Source organism: Rhodanobacter thiooxydans LCS2 (assembly GCF_000264375.1).
Lineage (GTDB): Bacteria > Pseudomonadota > Gammaproteobacteria > Xanthomonadales > Rhodanobacteraceae > Rhodanobacter > Rhodanobacter thiooxydans.
In genome coordinates this window covers 37,985-53,263 of sequence record NZ_AJXW01000052.1, presented here as the reverse complement: position 1 = coordinate 53,263, position 15,279 = coordinate 37,985, and the positions used below count along the sequence as shown (strand labels likewise).

10 protein-coding genes are annotated in these 15,279 nt (G+C 69.4%); 7 read left to right on the top strand and 3 right to left on the bottom strand.

The window, feature by feature from the left end:
* Window positions 1-55: 55 nt before the first annotated feature.
* The 6 genes from dprA (at window position 56) to UUA_RS11310 (ending at window position 8,393) form a co-directional block, all read left to right on the top strand.
* On the top strand, window positions 56-1,231 hold the full coding sequence (gene dprA / locus UUA_RS11335) for a DNA-processing protein DprA (protein ID WP_081491543.1): 1,176 nt from the start codon (window positions 56-58) through the stop codon (window positions 1,229-1,231).
* Window positions 1,232-1,353: 122 nt separating this feature from the next.
* Window positions 1,354-3,855: a DNA topoisomerase I gene (locus tag UUA_RS11330; protein WP_008436951.1), complete on the top strand. Its 2,502-nt coding sequence runs from the start codon at window positions 1,354-1,356 to the stop codon at window positions 3,853-3,855.
* A complete protein-coding gene (tsaC, locus tag UUA_RS11325; protein ID WP_008436950.1) occupies window positions 3,856-4,428 on the top strand; it encodes an L-threonylcarbamoyladenylate synthase type 1 TsaC in 573 nt (190 codons plus the stop codon).
* Between the two features lie 128 nt (window positions 4,429-4,556).
* Complete coding sequence (locus UUA_RS11320) at window positions 4,557-5,936, top strand: AMP-binding protein (RefSeq protein ID WP_008436944.1); 1,380 nt, start codon at window positions 4,557-4,559, stop codon at window positions 5,934-5,936.
* A 106-nt stretch (window positions 5,937-6,042) separates the two neighbouring features.
* Complete coding sequence (purD, locus tag UUA_RS11315; RefSeq protein ID WP_008436943.1) at window positions 6,043-7,341, top strand: phosphoribosylamine--glycine ligase; 1,299 nt, start codon at window positions 6,043-6,045, stop codon at window positions 7,339-7,341.
* Between the two features lie 170 nt (window positions 7,342-7,511).
* Complete coding sequence (locus UUA_RS11310) at window positions 7,512-8,393, top strand: YbaY family lipoprotein (protein ID WP_008436942.1); 882 nt, start codon at window positions 7,512-7,514, stop codon at window positions 8,391-8,393.
* 112 nt (window positions 8,394-8,505) lie between these two features.
* Here UUA_RS11310 and UUA_RS11305 read toward each other — a convergent pair whose 3' ends face one another.
* Together UUA_RS11305 and UUA_RS11300 are read right to left on the bottom strand one after the other, a co-directional pair.
* On the bottom strand, window positions 8,506-10,353 hold the full coding sequence (locus UUA_RS11305) for an autotransporter domain-containing protein (RefSeq protein ID WP_008436941.1): 1,848 nt from the start codon (window positions 10,351-10,353) through the stop codon (window positions 8,506-8,508).
* A 114-nt stretch (window positions 10,354-10,467) separates the two neighbouring features.
* A complete protein-coding gene (locus UUA_RS11300) occupies window positions 10,468-12,795 on the bottom strand; it encodes a Tex family protein (RefSeq protein ID WP_008436940.1) in 2,328 nt (775 codons plus the stop codon).
* Window positions 12,796-13,284: 489 nt separating this feature from the next.
* Here UUA_RS11300 and UUA_RS11295 point away from each other — a divergent pair, with 489 nt between their 5' ends.
* Window positions 13,285-13,782: a hypothetical protein gene (locus tag UUA_RS11295; RefSeq protein WP_008436933.1), complete on the top strand. Its 498-nt coding sequence runs from the start codon at window positions 13,285-13,287 to the stop codon at window positions 13,780-13,782.
* Window positions 13,783-14,114: 332 nt separating this feature from the next.
* Here UUA_RS11295 and UUA_RS18560 read toward each other — a convergent pair whose 3' ends face one another.
* Entirely contained in the window at window positions 14,115-14,969 is an 855-nt protein-coding gene (locus UUA_RS18560) for a winged helix-turn-helix domain-containing protein (RefSeq protein ID WP_008436931.1), read from the bottom strand.
* Window positions 14,970-15,279 lie beyond the last annotated feature (310 nt).

Genomic DNA, 15,279 nt, shown 5'->3' with positions numbered 1-15,279 from the left:
CGGCGCGGCTTCCACCGCGCCGTTTCCTTTGCGGCCCGCTCCGTAAACTGCCGCCATGACCATGGACGATCCTGATGAACTGCGCGCCTGGCTGATCGCCTTGCGCACGCCGGGCCTCGGCCCGGGCGGCCTGCGCGAGCAGCTGGATGCGGCCGGCGGCGACATCCGCGCCGCGCTGGCGCAGTTGCGCCGCGATGCGGCGCGGCTGGACGAGCCGGCGCAGGCCTGGTTGGCGCGGCCGGACGAGGCGCGCCTGGACGCCGACCTGGCTTGGCTGGCCGTGCCAGGGCATCGGCTGCTGCGCTGTACCGAGGCGGATTTCCCGCCGCAGCTGGAGCACATCCCGCAGCCGCCGGCGGTGCTGTTCGTGGTCGGCGACGCCGGCTTGCTGCTGTATCCGCAGGTGGCCATCGTGGGTGCGCGCGGCGCCAGTGCGGTGGGCCTGACCCATGCCCGCGCGTTCGCGCTGGCGCTGGCCGAAGCCGGTTTCGCCATCACCAGCGGCATGGCCGACGGCATCGACGGCGCCGCCCACGTGGCCGCGCTGGATGCCGGTGCGAAGACACTCGCGGTGGTCGGCACCGGAGCAGACCGGGTGTACCCGCGCAAGCACCACGCGCTGGCCCGGCGGCTTGCCGCGCAGGGGGCGCTGGTCAGCGAGTTTCCGCCCGGCACCCCGGCGCGCCCGGATCACTTCCCGCGGCGCAACCGGATCATCGCCGGGCTCGCGCTCGGCACACTGGTGGTCGAGGCGGGCCTGCGTTCGGGCTCGCTGATCACCGCCCGACTGGCCGCCGAACAGGGCCGCGAGGTATTCGCGCTGCCCGGTTCCATCCACCACCCGCTGGCCCGCGGTTGCCACCGATTGATCCGCGACGGCGCCCGGCTGGTGGAGAGCGCGACCGAGATTGTCGAGACATTGACGCCGGCAGCGCGCATGCTTGGCGGCGAGCTGGCCGCGCGGCTGGGTGCGACCGACGGCGCGGTGGCCGGGCCGCCGCGGGCCGCGAGTGACGATGGTGTCGCCCCGGGGCCCGCCGAGACAGATGGCGACACCGGGTATCGACGGCTTTTGACCGAACTTGGTCATGAACCGGCGACGTTGGATGAACTTGTGCAGCGTACCGGGCGGTCGGCTGCCGCACTTTCCTCGATGCTGATGATGCTGGAGCTGGAGGCCCGGGTGGCGAGTCTGCCGGGCAACCGCTACCAGCGATTGCCCGGCGGCTGAACTGCCGTCGGGCGACGCCTGCGGCGCGGCCGGGCTTGACAGTCGTCGGTGCGGCATGGTTTCAACTATATATATGTCCGGCACGGAAGCGCCGGTGGTTCACTTGGTGGATATCCCGTTTCATGGCAAAAAACTTGCTCATCGTCGAATCACCGGCCAAGGCCAAGACGATCAACAAATACCTGGGCAAGGACTTCCAGGTCCTCGCCTCCTACGGTCACGTGCGTGACCTCAAGCCGAAGGAGGGCGCGGTCGACACCGAGCACGACTTCGCGATGAGCTACGAGGTGATCGAGCGCAACCAGAAGCACGTCGAGGCGATTGCCAAGGCCGCTCGGGAGGCTGACGACATCTACCTGGCGACCGACTTGGATCGCGAGGGCGAGGCGATCAGCTGGCACATCAGCGAGATCCTGAAGGAGCGCGGCCTGACCAAGGGCAAGCAGCTGCACCGGGTGGTGTTCTCCGAGATCACGCCGAAGGCGATCAAGGCCGCGGTGGCCGCGCCGCGGCAGTTGTCGCACGACCTGGTCGATGCGCAGCAGGCGCGCCGGGCGCTGGACTACCTGGTCGGCTTCAACCTGTCGCCGGTGCTGTGGCGCAAGGTGCAGCGGGGGCTTTCCGCCGGCCGCGTGCAGTCGCCGGCGCTGCGCATGATCGTCGAGCGCGAGGACGAGATCGAGGCGTTCAAGGCGCGCGAGTACTGGACCGTCGAGGCCCAGCTCAGGCACGCTGAAGGTGACTTCACGGCGCGCCTGTCCCGGCTCAACGGCAAGAAGTTCGAGCAGTTCGACCTCACCAGCGAAGCGGGCGCGCATGCCGCCCGCGACGCGCTGAAGCAGGCCGCGCGCGGCCGCCTCACGGTCAGCGAAGTCAGCTCGAAGGAACGCAAGCGCCGCCCGGCCGCGCCATTCACCACCTCCACCCTGCAGCAGGAGGCGGCGCGCAAGCTTGGCTTCACCACCAGCCGCACGATGAAGGTGGCGCAGGGCCTGTACGAGGGCGTGGCGCTGGGCAGCGAGGGCAATGTCGGCCTGATCACCTACATGCGTACCGACTCCACCATGCTCGGCGAGGATGCGGTGGCCGAGCTGCGCCAGCTGATCGCCCGCGACTTCGGCGGCCACGCGCTGCCGGACGCGCCGCAGGTGTACAAGACCAAGTCGAAGAACGCGCAGGAAGCGCATGAGGCGATCCGCCCGACCTCGGCGATGCACACGCCGAAATCGGTGGCCGCCTTCCTCAACGACGACCAGCGCAAGCTGTACGAGCTGATCTGGAAGCGCACGGTGGCCTGCCAGATGATCCACGCCACGTTGAACACCGTGACGGTGGAATTCGCCGTGCGCGACGTCGCCGGTGGCGACGCCGCGTTCCGTTCCAGCGGCACCACCGTGGTCGCCCCGGGCTTCCTCGCCGTGTACGAGGAAGGCCGCGACCAGAAGAATGCCGAGGACGACGACGAAGGCCGCCGCCTGCCGCGGCTGGCGGTGGACGAGCAGGTGCCGCTGCACGATATCGTCGCCGACCAGCACTTCACCGAACCGCCGCCGCGCTATTCCGAGGCGAGCCTGGTCAAGGCGCTGGAGGAATACGGCATCGGCCGGCCGTCGACCTATGCCAGCATCATCCAGGTGCTGCAGAACCGCGAGTACGTGTTCCTCGACAGCCGCCGCTTCAAGCCGACGGACGTGGGCCGCGCGGTCAGCAAGTTCCTCACCCAGCACTTCACCCGCTACGTCGACTACGACTTCACCGCCAAGCTCGAGGACGAGCTCGATGCGGTCAGCCGCGGCGAGGAGGCGTGGGTGCCGCTGATGCAGCGCTTCTGGCAGCCGTTCAAGCAGCAGGTGGAGGAGAAGACCGAATCGGTCGACCGCAGCGAGGCCACCGGCGCGCGCGAGCTCGGCAGCGACCCGAAGACCGGCAAGCCGGTCTCGGTGCGGCTGGGCCGGTTCGGGCCGTATGCGGCGATCGGCACCAAGGACGACGCGGACAAGCCCACCTTCGCCAGCCTGCGCCCGGGCCAGAGCATGCACACGATCACCCTGGCCGAGGCGCTGGAGCTGTTCAAGCTGCCGCGCCAACTTGGCAGCGCACCGAACGGCGAGGAAGTCAGCGTGGCGATCGGCCGCTTCGGCCCGTTCGTCAAGCAGGGTGGCACCTATGCCTCGCTGAAACCCGAGGACGACCCGTACACGATCGAACTGCCGCGCGCGCTGCAGATCGTGCAGGAGAAGCTCGAGATGCTGGCGAACCGGCTGATCCTCGATTTCGGCAACGGCGTGCAGGTGCTGAACGGCCGCTACGGTGCCTACATCACCGACGGCGAGAAGAACGCGCGCATCCCGAAGGAGCAGGAACCGAAGGAGCTGACCGAGGCGCAGTGCCTGCAGCTGCTGGCCGCCGCGCCGGTGCGCAAGGGCCGTTTCGGCAAGAAGACCGCGGCGAAGAAGGCGGCCGCGAAGAAGGCCGCGCCGGCAAAGAGTGCGGCGGTGAAGAAGAAGGCCACCGTCAAGAAGACCGCGACGAAAAAGACCGCGGCGAAGAAGGTGGCGGCGAAGAAGGTGGCGGCGAAGAAGACCGCCGCCAAGAAGCCTGCGACCAGCAAGACCGGGGCCTGAATGCTGCAGCGCTTCACCCTGGCCGAACTCGACGCTGCCGCCGCGCTGCTGCATGGCGGCGGCGTGCTGGCGTACCCGACCGAGGCGGTGTTCGGCCTCGGCTGCGATCCGCATGACCGCGTCGCCTTCGAGAAAATCTTCGCGTTGAAGCAGCGCCCGGCGACCCAGGGCGTGCTGTTGATCGCCGCGGATTTCGCCCAGGTCGAGCGCTACATCGCACTGGCCGCGGTGCCGATCGAGGTGCTGCGGGAAGTGCGATCGAGCTGGCCCGGCCCGCACACCTGGATCTTCCCGCGCTCGGCCGAGGTGCCGGCGTGGGTCGCCGGCGCGCATGCCGGGATCGCGCTGCGGGTCACCGCGCACGCACCGGCCGCCGCGTTGTGCCGCGCGTTCGGCGGCGCGCTGGTGTCGACCAGCGCCAATCCGCACGGCCAGCCGCCGGCGCGCACGGCGCAGACCGTGGCGGGCTACTTCGGCGACGCGCTGGATGGCCTGCTGGACGCCCCGCTGGGCGGCCAGGCCAGCCCCACGGTGATCCGCGACGCGCTGTCGGGCGCTATCATCCGCGCCTGAGCGTTCCGGGGGGCGTGCCGGATCGGCTGAACCGGCGCGAGGCGCCGGCGGCGGCCGTTCATGCCGCCGTTCGGCGTGCGGCGCGATGCTGCGGGGCGTGACGAATCGAAGACCAGGGAGAACGCAGCGTGGCCATCGTCTATGACACCTGCCAGCGCGAGGTGCCGCAGCGGTTGCCGCTGCTCGGCGTAGACGATGCCGCGCGGGTGGTGGCCTGGCGCCACGGCGAGCCGGTGAGCGCGGCGCGCTTCCTGGCGCAGGTGCAGGCGGTGGCGGCGGAGTTGCCGACGGCCGCCGCGGCGGTGAACCTGTGCGAGGACCGCTATGCGTTCCTGGTGGCGTTCTGCGCCATCGCGCTGCGCGGCCAGGCGAACCTGCTGCCCTCCTCGCGCGCGCCGCAGGCCGTGGACGAGGTGATGGCGGCGCATCCGGGCTGCTATGCGCTGGGCGAGCAGGCGCTCGATCCGGCCCCGCGCGGCTACCGGCAGTTGCCGCCGCTGGATGCCGCGCCGCTGCTCGATTCCGATGCCGCGTGGCCGTCGATCCCGGCCGGGCAGGTGGTGGCGATCGGCTATACCTCCGGCTCCACCGGTGCGCCCGGTGCGAACCTGAAGACCTGGGGCAGTTTCCACGCCAGCAACGCCGGCAACCTGGCGCTGCTGCGCGCAGCGGTCGGGCCGCGTGTCGAGATCGTCGCCACGGTGCCGCCGCAGCACATGTACGGCATGGAGATGTCGGTGCTGCTGCCGCTGCTGGGCGACGTCGGGGTGCATGCCGGGCGGCCGTTCTTCCCGGCCGACGTGGCCGCCGCGCTGGCCGAGGTGCCGGCGCCGCGGGTGCTGGTGACCACGCCGGTGCACCTGCGCGCACTGGTGGAATCGGGCATCGCGCTGCCGCTGCTCGCGGCGATGGTGTCGGCCACCGCACCGCTGCCGGTGGAACTGGCGCGCCGCGCCGAGCAGCGCTTCGGCGCGCCGCTGCTGGAGGTGTTCGGCTCCACCGAGACCTGCGTGTTCGCCAGCCGGCGTCCCGCCGTGGACGAGGACTGGTCGCTGTATGACGGTGCCAGCCTGCATCCGCAGCCGGACGGCACGCTGGTGCAGGCGCCGCAGCTGGACGCGCCGGTGGCCCTGGCCGACATCGTGAGCCTGTTCGACGGCGGCCGCCGCTTCCGCCTGTGCGGCCGCCACGCCGACCTGCTGGAGATCGCCGGCAAGCGCGCCTCGCTGGGCGACCTTACCCGGCGCCTGCTGGCGATCCCGGGCGTGCGCGACGGCGCGGTGTTCCAGCTCGATGACGGCGATGCGCTGGGCGTGCACCGGATTGCCGCACTGGCGGTGGCACCGGGGCTGGATGCACACGCGATACTCGACGCCCTGCGCCGCGCGATCGATCCGCTGTTCCTGCCGCGTCCGCTGAAGCTGGTCGAGGCCTTGCCGCGCAACGAGACCGGCAAGCTGCCGCGCGCGGCGCTGCTGGCCCTGCTCGGCCAGCACGACGACGATTGAGCCGCCGGCCCGCGCCAGGGCGTGCGGCCTCGTTGCCGTCGGCTGAGCGCGCAGCCGCTACAATGTCGGGCTGCGCCGGGTGGCGCGCCTCACACGGAGCAGCCCAATGAAGGTCCTGGTCATCGGCGGCGGCGGTCGCGAACATGCGCTGGCGTGGAAGCTCGGGCAATCGCCGCAGGTCGACGAGGTGATCGTGGCGCCCGGCAACGCCGGCACCGCGCGCGAGCCGGGCGTGCGCAACGCCAACGTGGCGGCGGACGACCTCGATGGCCTGCTGCAGCTGGCGAAGCGCGAAAAGGTCGGGCTGACCGTGGTCGGTCCCGAGGTGCCGCTGGTGGCCGGCGTGGTCGACCGTTTCCGCGCCGCCGGCCTGCGCATCTTCGGCCCGCGCGCGATCGCCGCGCAGCTGGAAGGCTCCAAGGCATTCGCCAAGGATTTCCTGCAGCGGCACAACATCCCCACCGCGCACTATGCGGTGTTCACCGAACTGAATCCGGCGCTGGCCTACGTGCGCGAGCAGGTCCACCAGAGCGGCGGCGCGCCGATCGTGATCAAGGCCGACGGCCTGGCCGCCGGCAAGGGCGTGGTGGTGGCGCTGACTCTGGCCGACGCGGAACTGGCGCTGCACGACATGCTCGGCGCGCACGCGTTCGGCGACGCCTCGGCACGGGTGGTGATCGAGGAGTTCCTTGACGGCGAGGAAGCCAGCTACATCGTGATGAGCGACGGCAGCCACGCGCTGCCGATGGCCTCCAGCCAGGACCACAAGCGCCGCGACGAAAACGACCTGGGCCCGAACACCGGCGGCATGGGTGCGTATTCGCCGGCGCCGGTGGTCACGCCGGAAGTCGAGCAGCGCATCCTCAAGGAAGTGATCGAGCCGACCCTGCGCGGCATGGCGGCCGAGGGCGCGCCGTTCATCGGCTTCCTCTATGCCGGCCTGATGATCGACAAGTCCGGTGCGCCGAAGGTGATCGAATTCAACGTACGCTTCGGCGATCCGGAAACCCAGCCGATCCTGCTGCGGCTGAAGTCCGATCTGGTCGAGTTGATCGACGCCGCGCTGGACGGCCGGCTGGAACAGACCCGGGCGCGTTGGGACGCGCGCCCGGCGATCGGCGTGGTGATGGCAGCTGGCGGCTATCCGGGCCGGGTGCGCCTGGGCGACGCGATCGACGGCCTCGACGTGGCGCTGGCGGCCGACGTCAAGGTATTCCACGCCGGTACCCGCCTCGACCCGGCGGGGCGCGTGCTCACCGCCGGCGGCCGCGTGCTGACCGTGTGCGCACTGGGCAGCGATCTCGCCGCGGCGCGCGAAAGCGCGTATGCCGCGCTCGGCCGGATCCACTACGACGGCGCATTCTGCCGCCGCGACATCGCGCACCGGGCCTTGCACCGCCGCTGAGCCGGGCCGCCGTCGCGGGCCGCGTACGCCGCCGCATGGTAGGCCATTGGATGGCTTGACTTTTCCGGGCGGCGCTTTTTGGGCTATGCTTGGAACTTCCCCCGCGTAGAGTCGTGGCGCATAGCGCCTGAACGGCCTCGTGCTTGATTTCACGTTGATGAGGTTTTCCCATGCGCAAGACGGTTTTGTCGCTGATGTCGGTTGCGACACTGGCTCTGGCTGGTTGCAACAACGCTTCCCATCCGCCTCAGTCGACGGACTCCGCGGCGCCCGCTTCCGCGAACACGGCTGCGGCCGCTGCGCCGGTCCCGAGCCAGGTGAGCGGTACGATCACGCTGCGCGCCGGTACGCCCGCGCCGTCGGCGAACGCCACCCTGGTGCTGAACCTGGTCGACGTGTCGTCCACCGCCGTGGGTTCCGCCCCGCTGGCCAGCAAGACCTCGCCGGCCGGCTCGTTCCCGCAGTCGTTCACGCTGAGCTTCAACCCGGCCGCAGTGAAGCCGGGCGACCTGTACGTGATCCAGGCGTCCCTGACCGACGGCGACCGCAAGTACACCATGCCGATCCAGGCGCCGGTGCTGGCCAAGGGCAGCAAGAACGACGGCGTGGCGATCGAGCTGCTGGCCGAGCAGACGCCCAGCGAGAAGATCCTGGCCGAGTTCGCCGAGGCGAAGGCGCAGATCGGCGGCATGAAGATCAGCCACGGCACCAAGCTGGAGGCCAGTGATTCGCGCGGTTGGCAGCTGTTCCGCCAGGCCGGCGAGGTGAAGTACATCCGCGAAGAGGTCGACTACGGCGACAAGGGTTACACCAGCACCGACTATGCCTACAAGGGCGGCAAGCCGTGGGCGATCGTGCAGGAAACCAAGGCCAGCCGCGACGGCAAACCCAGCGCGATCGACCGCGCCGGCTGGAGCGACGACGGCACGCTGGTACTCAAGCAGCACCAGGTCGGCAGCGACGTGCAGCCGCTCGATCCGGCCGTGGCGGCGACGCTGAAGAAGCAGGCGGTGGAGATCCTCGGCATGGCTACCGGCGGCAAGAACAAGTAAGCCGTCCGGGCTCCCGCGTCGAGCGGGCAGGCCCACAAAAAAAGCCGTCCGCATCCGCGGACGGCTTTTTCATGGGCGGCCCGGACCAGGCCGGGCCGCTGGGCAGAGCGGATCAGAGACTGATCCGCACACCCATGTTGACGCTGTTGAGCTTCTGGCTGTTGTCGCCGAAGCGCCCGCTGTAGCCGATCCAGCTCTGCACGCTCGGGGTGAGTTGGGCGGACAGGCCCAGCGTCGCGGTACCCCAGCTCTGGTCCGGGCTGAAGCCGGACAGGGCGAAGCTGCCGTTCATGCTGTTCAGGCCGGCGCGGACCATGCGCGGGTCGGCCTTGCTGTCGTGGTTCCAGCCCAGCTCGACATAGGGCGACATCACCAGGTTGTTGACCTGCCACTGGCCGCGCAGGCGCCAGCCCAGCGTGGACAGCAGCGAGTCGCGCTGCTGCCGGCCGAACCACATGGCGCTGCTGTCGCTGCCGCTCTCGGCGTAGCCGCTGATCTTCACGGTCTGCCAGTCGACGGTGGCGAACGGGCCGGTCTGCAGCTTGTCGGCGAGATCGAACCACCAGCCGCCGGTGACGCCACCGCCCAGGTGCGAGCCGTCGGTCTTGCCGGTTTCGGTGCGCTGCATGGTGCCGATGCTCATGCGTCGTTCGATGTCCGCGAAATTCGACTGGCCGAAGTTGACGTAGCCGCCCACGTAGCCACCGCCGTTGTGGTAGCCGACATAGCCCAGGCCGCTGACGTCCTGCAGCTTGTAGCCGCCGCCGCCGGAGAAGTCGGCGTTGTGCTGGCCGATGCCCAGTGCCACGCCGGCAGTGACGTGTTCGCCGGCGAAATAATTCGCGCCCAGGGTGAAATTGAAATTGTCGCTGTTGGTGCGCGGCGAGTTGTTGCTGGCGTCGAAGCGTTGCCGGGCGTAGTCGATGTTGACGAAGGTGCGCACGTCGCCATCCTTGCCGGTGGTCAGCATCTGCTCGCGCATCACGCGGTTCTGCACGGCGCTGGCCGCCAGCGGCGCTTCGCCGAGCAGCGAGACCTGCTCCGGCGCGTGGATCACCGACAGCACGTACTGACCGAGCATGGCGTGGGCGGCGGTGGTCGGGTGCACGCCGTCGGCGAACAGATAGGTCTGGTCGGTGCCGGCCGCGTAGCTGTACGGCAGGCCCGAGCCCTGCGGGCCGCACTGCACCGAGCTGGAACCGGCGCCGCAGGCCGGCGCGGTGACGTTGCTGAAGCCGTAGGCGCCCGGGTTGGCGATCACTTCGTTGAGCAGCGCGTAGGTGTTCGCCGGAATGATGTTCAGGCCGTTGTTGCTCAGTTGCGTCAGGCCGCTGTTGAGCACGCCGTTGTAGAGCACGGCGAGCTGGCTGGCGCCGGCTTGTGCGGTGGCACCGCCGAGAGCGGCCTGCGGGGTCTTGCCGAGATCGGGCAGGTTGTAGACCAGCACGTATTTCGCGCCGGCCGCCTGCAGGCCGGCGAGCACGCCGAGTTCGGTCTGCGCGGCGTTGACCGCGCCGGCGGCGATCGCGTTCGGATCGCTCAGCGTGCCGCTCAGGTAGAAGATGTCGTTGGCGCCGCCCCAGACCTGATACAGCGCACGCGAGTCGGCCTTGCCGCCGTTCGCGCCGAGGTACATCTGCAACTGCTGCGCGATGGTCGGCACCGGCGCGACGTTGTTGACGAAGCCCGCGCCGCCCCAGGCGTAATCGGTGCCGCCGGCCGCCGACGGCGCCAGCGTGAAGCCCAGGCCCGTCGCCACGTTCTCCGCCGCGGTGGTCCCCGGGTTGGTGGTGAAGCGCAGCGGCGGCTGGATCGCCGGCGCGGTCGCCAGCGAAATGTTGCCGTTGTCGCTCAGGCTGTCACCGAAGACGATGACGTTGCTGAAATCGGTGGCCGCGGCGGCCGTGCTGAACAGCAGGGCGGTGGCGATGGCACCGGCCAGATGGCGGGTACGAAGCATGCAGATACTCCTCGGCCGGGATGGCCTTGTTAGCTGGACGTTACGGTACGGCATTCCATACGGAACCGCATGCTGCAGCGCATCGCCGCCGCCTGCGGTCCCGGCTTGGGCAATTCAGCGCTTGCCCGCCCGCGCAAACGCATCGGCGAACGCGTTGCTGGCCGGGGCGGCAGCGGGCTTGGGTGCGCCGCCGCCGGGGCGCGGACCGCGGCTGTCGCGCGGGCTGCCGCCGGCATCGCGGCCGGTTCCAGGACGGGTGCTGCGCGCCTGCCCCGGCTCGTCGTCCAGGCGCATGCTGAGGCCGATGCGCTGGCGCGGGATGTCCACCTCCATCACCTTGACCTTGACGATGTCGCCGGCCTTCACCGCGTCGCGCGGATCTTTCACGAAGGTATGCGACAACGCCGAGACGTGCACCAGGCCGTCCTGGTGCACGCCGATGTCGACGAACGCGCCGAACGCGGCGACGTTGGTGACGCGGCCTTCCAGGATCATGCCGGGCTTCAGATCCTTCACGTCCTCGACGCCTTCGGCGAAGCTCGGTGCCACGAATTCCGGGCGTGGGTCGCGACCGGGCTTCTCCAGTTCCTTCAGGATGTCGCGCACGGTCGGCACGCCGAATTTCTCGTCGGTGAACTGCTCGGGCTTGAGGCCGCGCAGAAAGCCGCTGTCGCCGATGATGTGGCGCACTTCGCGGCCGCATTGCGCGATGATCCGCTCGACCACCGGGTAGGCCTCCGGGTGTACCGCGCTGGCGTCCAGCGGGTTGTCGCCGCTGGGCACGCGCAGGAAGCCGGCGCACTGCTCGAAGGCCTTGTCGCCGAGGCGCGGCACCTTCAGCAGCGCCTTGCGGTTCGGGAACGGGCCGTTCGCGTCGCGGTGCTTGACCACGTTCTCGGCCACCGAGGCGGACAGGCCGGCCACGCGCGCGAGCAGCGCGGCCGAGGCGGTGTTCACGTCCACCCCGACCGCGTTGACGCAGTCCTCCACCTTCGCATCCAGCGCGCGCGCCAGCTTGATCTGGTTGACGTCGTGCTGGTACTGGCCCACGCCGATCGCCTTCGGCTCGATCTTCACCAGCTCGGCCAGCGGGTCCTGCAGCCGGCGGGCGATCGAGACGGCGCCGCGCAGGCTCACGTCGAGATCGGGAAACTCCTTCGCCGCCAGCTCTGACGCCGAATACACCGAAGCGCCGGCCTCGCTCACCACGATCTTCGAGAGCTTCGCCTCGGGCAGCTTCCTGATCAGCTCGGCGGCCAGCTTGTCGGTCTCGCGCGAGCCGGTGCCGTTACCGATCGCGATCAGGTCCACGTGGTGTTGTTTGCACAGCCTGGCCAGCGACACCAGCGATTCGTTCCACTGCCGGCGCGGCTCCAGCGGGTAGATCGTGTCGGTGGCCAGCAGCTTGCCGGTGGCGTCGACCACCGCGACCTTGCAGCCGGTGCGGATGCCCGGGTCCAGCCCCATCACCGTCTTGGCGCCCGCCGGCGCGGCCAGCATCAGGTCCTTCAGGTTGTCGCCGAACACGCGGATCGCCTCGTCCTCGGCGCCTTCGCGCACGCGGCCGAACAGATCCAGCGTGAGATGCAGGTGCAGCTTCACCCGCCAGGTCAGGCGCACCGTTTCGCGCAGCCAGGCGTCGGCGGCACGGCCGCGTTGGTGGATGTTCGCGTGCGCCGCGACGCGGCCCTCGCCCTCGGCGTGGCCCTGCTCGCTGTCGGCGGCGGGCGCGAGCTCGAGTTCGATCACGCCCTCGTTGCGCGCACGCATCAGCGCCAGCAGGCGGTGCGACGGGATCTTCGCGATCGGCTCGACGTGGTCGAAGTAGTCGCGGAACTTGGCGCCCTCGTTCTGCTTGCCCTCGACCACTTTCGCGCGGATCTGCCCCTGCGCCCACAGCCAGTCGCGCAGCTCGCCGACCAGGTGCGCGTCTTCGGCGATCGATTCCATCAGGATCGCGCGCGCGCCGTCGAGTGCGGCGCGCACGTCGGCGACGCCCTTCTCCGCATCGACGAATGTTTCGGCGAACGCTTCCGGCACCAGCGTGGGATCCTCGCGCAGGCCCGTCGCCAGCGGTTCCAGCCCGGCTTCGCGGGCGATCTGCGCCTTGGTGCGGCGTTTGGGCTTGAACGGCAGGTACAGGTCCTCCAGTCGCGCCTTGGTATCGGCGGCGAGCAGGTCGGCTCTCAACGCATCGCTGAGCTTGCCCTGTTCTTCCACACTGGCCAGGATCGCGGCGCGGCGCTCTTCCAGCTCGCGCAGGTAGCGCAGGCGCTCTTCCAGCAGGCGCAGCTGGGTGTCGTCGAGGCCGCCGGTGACTTCCTTGCGGTAGCGCGCGATGAACGGCACGGTAGCGCCGCCGTCGAGCAGCTCGACCGCCGCGCGCACCTGTTCGGTCCTGGCGGCGATGTCCTGGGCAATGCGTTGTTCGATGCTGGGCATGAGTTGACTACGGTTCCTTGGTTGCCGGCGCCAGCCGGGCGGGACCGCCGATGATAGCAAGCCGCCCGGATACCTCCGTCAGTCGCGAGGAGTCCCGCCATGGGTTCGGCACGAAGCGAGCTCCGGCGAGATCGACGGGGGCAAGCGTGGCTGGCGTGAGGCGGCCTCGATGCCGCGTGTCGGAGGCTCTGCGTCAGCAAGAGCGCCAAGGCCGCGCGTCAGGTGTCCTTGAAAGCCGGTCTCGGATGCGGGCATTGGCGAGGAGCTCCGTGGGAACGGAAGCACATGCCCGGCCGTCATCCCGGGAACGATCAGGTTGCCGCACATCTGACGGCGGTTCCATGGGTCTTTCGGCCTTCGCGTTTCGCCGGCGGATCCACCGGGAACCATCAATGTATCCACACCGATCCCACCGGAATCCCTCAAATAAGAGCCGCAGCTCCGGCCTAAGGTTGCCCGACGGACGCAGTCGTCCGCCCGGAGGCTTTTATGAAACGCCCGATTATTGCCACGACCATCGTGCTCGCTCTTTCCTGCATCAGCGGCATCAGTGCCGCCCAAGACGAGTCCCAACAAACCACCAGGCTGCAGCGTGTCACAGTCAACCCTGCACCAGGCCAATACGAGACCTACGCCATCAACTTGAACACCGGCTACGGATTGAAGACCCTGGTCGGCAACACTCACCGGCAATACGTGCAAGCGCAGCGGGAGGCCGAGAGGTCGGAGGCCCTGCGCAAGCAGGGTATGGCCCTGTCGCCGTTTGTCACGGTGGCCCTCGACAACTCGTCCGGTCCCGCCATGGGCAGACGGATCCTGCTGTTCGACGCCAACCGGGCCACGGTTGCCGTCGTGGAAGCACATTGCAAGCGCGCCGCACCGGCGGAAGGCCAACGGTGCCAGTTGGCTTCCCGGGACGCGTCTGGCCAGAGCCTGGCGTCGATAGAGACGGGGCGTCTGCAGCTGGTGGAGGTGGCTCAGCATTGACTGAGCTGGGCTGCGCCATGCCTGCCTGATGCCGGCGACGGATCGACGGTGCTCCGCCCGATGAGACAAGTCCGCTGGATCGGCCCGGATGACACGGTCGCCGTCGTCGGCATCCATTGCATCCGGTTTGTCACGCCCGAGCGGGCCCGGCACCACTGCTGCAACAGTGACCAGCACCGAAACGGATGGATGCATCAGGCAACCGAGACGGGGTATCCCCACGCGATAGCGGAGCAGGGGCCGACGGTGTCGTGCCGTCAGCCCCTCGCAGCGTGTTGCCGATCAGGCGTGGCACTGTGCGGCCCAGCCGCGGTGTCGTATCCGTGGCGCAGTCAGCGTGCTGGCGGTGGATCGGGCAGCGCCCGCTCGATGGCCAGCTGCGCGTCGAGTCGTTGTAGCTGATGGCGGAAGTCCGCGTCATCGGCCAGCGCGCGCCAGGCCAGGTCGCGTCGCAAGGCAGGCTCGTCGCGGAAACCTTCGTCGATCGCCCGACTCAGCTCGGCGATGGCTGTTTCCCGGTCGCCTTCCAGTACGGCCAGCACCGCTCCGTGATAGACCAGCGATGGTGTCGCCACGCCACTTTCGCCCAGGCGCGCATACTCCAGGCTCAGCACGGTGAGGATGGCGCGGCGTTGCGCGTCGCCCCGCGGCAACAGGGCCGCCCAATTCGCGAGTTGGCCCAGGCACGGCTCCAGGTCGATGAAGTTCAGGAACGGATCGCCGTCGCTGAAGCGGCGGCGGTAGGGTGTCTGCGCGACTTCCACTTGCCCGTTTGAGGCCTGTACCCGGGCCAGCAGGCGCGGCGGCGGTGCTCTGGCCGGCAAGTCGATGGCGCCAACCACCGGGGGAGGCGCATGGCGTACCTCACCGATGAAACGGAAGCCCAGGCTGTGCACGGTGGCGATGTAGCGCGGCTGTGCGGACGAATCACCCAGCGTGCGGCGCAGTTGCGAAACTACCCGGTTGAGTACCCCGGTTGTGACGTGGCGATGTCCCCAGACGATGTCCAGCAACGTGTCCTTGCTCACCAGCTCGCCGGCATGGCACAGCAGGGTCAGCAGCAGCATGTAAGCCTTGGGTTCCACCGGCAAAGGTCGACCGCCGCGCTCCAGCCGATGCGCGGCCGGCTCGACCAGGATGTCGTCGAACCAATAGGTTCCGGTGCTTTCGGGCTCGATTCGAGGCATCGTTTGGACCTGCGCCGCGAAGCCCTGAAAATCTACGCCGCGGATGATTAGGCACGCGTGATGTCGCCGGCCCGGCTGGGGATCCCTCCATGCTTGCCACGAAACTCCCGCGGCTTCCGCATCATTTCCGCAGACCTGCCGCACGGTTTCCTCAAGCTCCGCGGTGGCCATTTGCCACGGGTTGCCCGGTGTCAGGCCCGAGGGAACCCGTCGTCTCCGTTGAACCCGGCAACTCCCCGTTGCCGGTCTGCGCTGGAGTGCGAGGCCACGAGGTCACGCGGCCGCGGTTCCGCGTGGACCGAAGGGCTGC

What these genes read in the sequence shown, in the direction of transcription:
- dprA (WP_081491543.1), top strand. Translation starts at nt 56, where the DNA reads ATGACCATGGACGATCCTGATGAACTGCGCGCCTGGCTGATCGCCTTG.
- UUA_RS11330 (WP_008436951.1), top strand. Translation starts at nt 1,354, where the DNA reads ATGGCAAAAAACTTGCTCATCGTCGAATCACCGGCCAAGGCCAAGACG.
- tsaC (WP_008436950.1), top strand. Translation starts at nt 3,856, where the DNA reads ATGCTGCAGCGCTTCACCCTGGCCGAACTCGACGCTGCCGCCGCGCTG.
- purD (WP_008436943.1), top strand. Translation starts at nt 6,043, where the DNA reads ATGAAGGTCCTGGTCATCGGCGGCGGCGGTCGCGAACATGCGCTGGCG.
- UUA_RS11310 (WP_008436942.1), top strand. Translation starts at nt 7,512, where the DNA reads ATGCGCAAGACGGTTTTGTCGCTGATGTCGGTTGCGACACTGGCTCTG.
- UUA_RS11305 (WP_008436941.1), bottom strand. Translation starts at nt 10,353, where the DNA reads ATGCTTCGTACCCGCCATCTGGCCGGTGCCATCGCCACCGCCCTGCTG.
- UUA_RS11300 (WP_008436940.1), bottom strand. Translation starts at nt 12,795, where the DNA reads ATGCCCAGCATCGAACAACGCATTGCCCAGGACATCGCCGCCAGGACC.
- UUA_RS11295 (WP_008436933.1), top strand. Translation starts at nt 13,285, where the DNA reads ATGAAACGCCCGATTATTGCCACGACCATCGTGCTCGCTCTTTCCTGC.
- UUA_RS18560 (WP_008436931.1), bottom strand. Translation starts at nt 14,969, where the DNA reads ATGCCTCGAATCGAGCCCGAAAGCACCGGAACCTATTGGTTCGACGAC.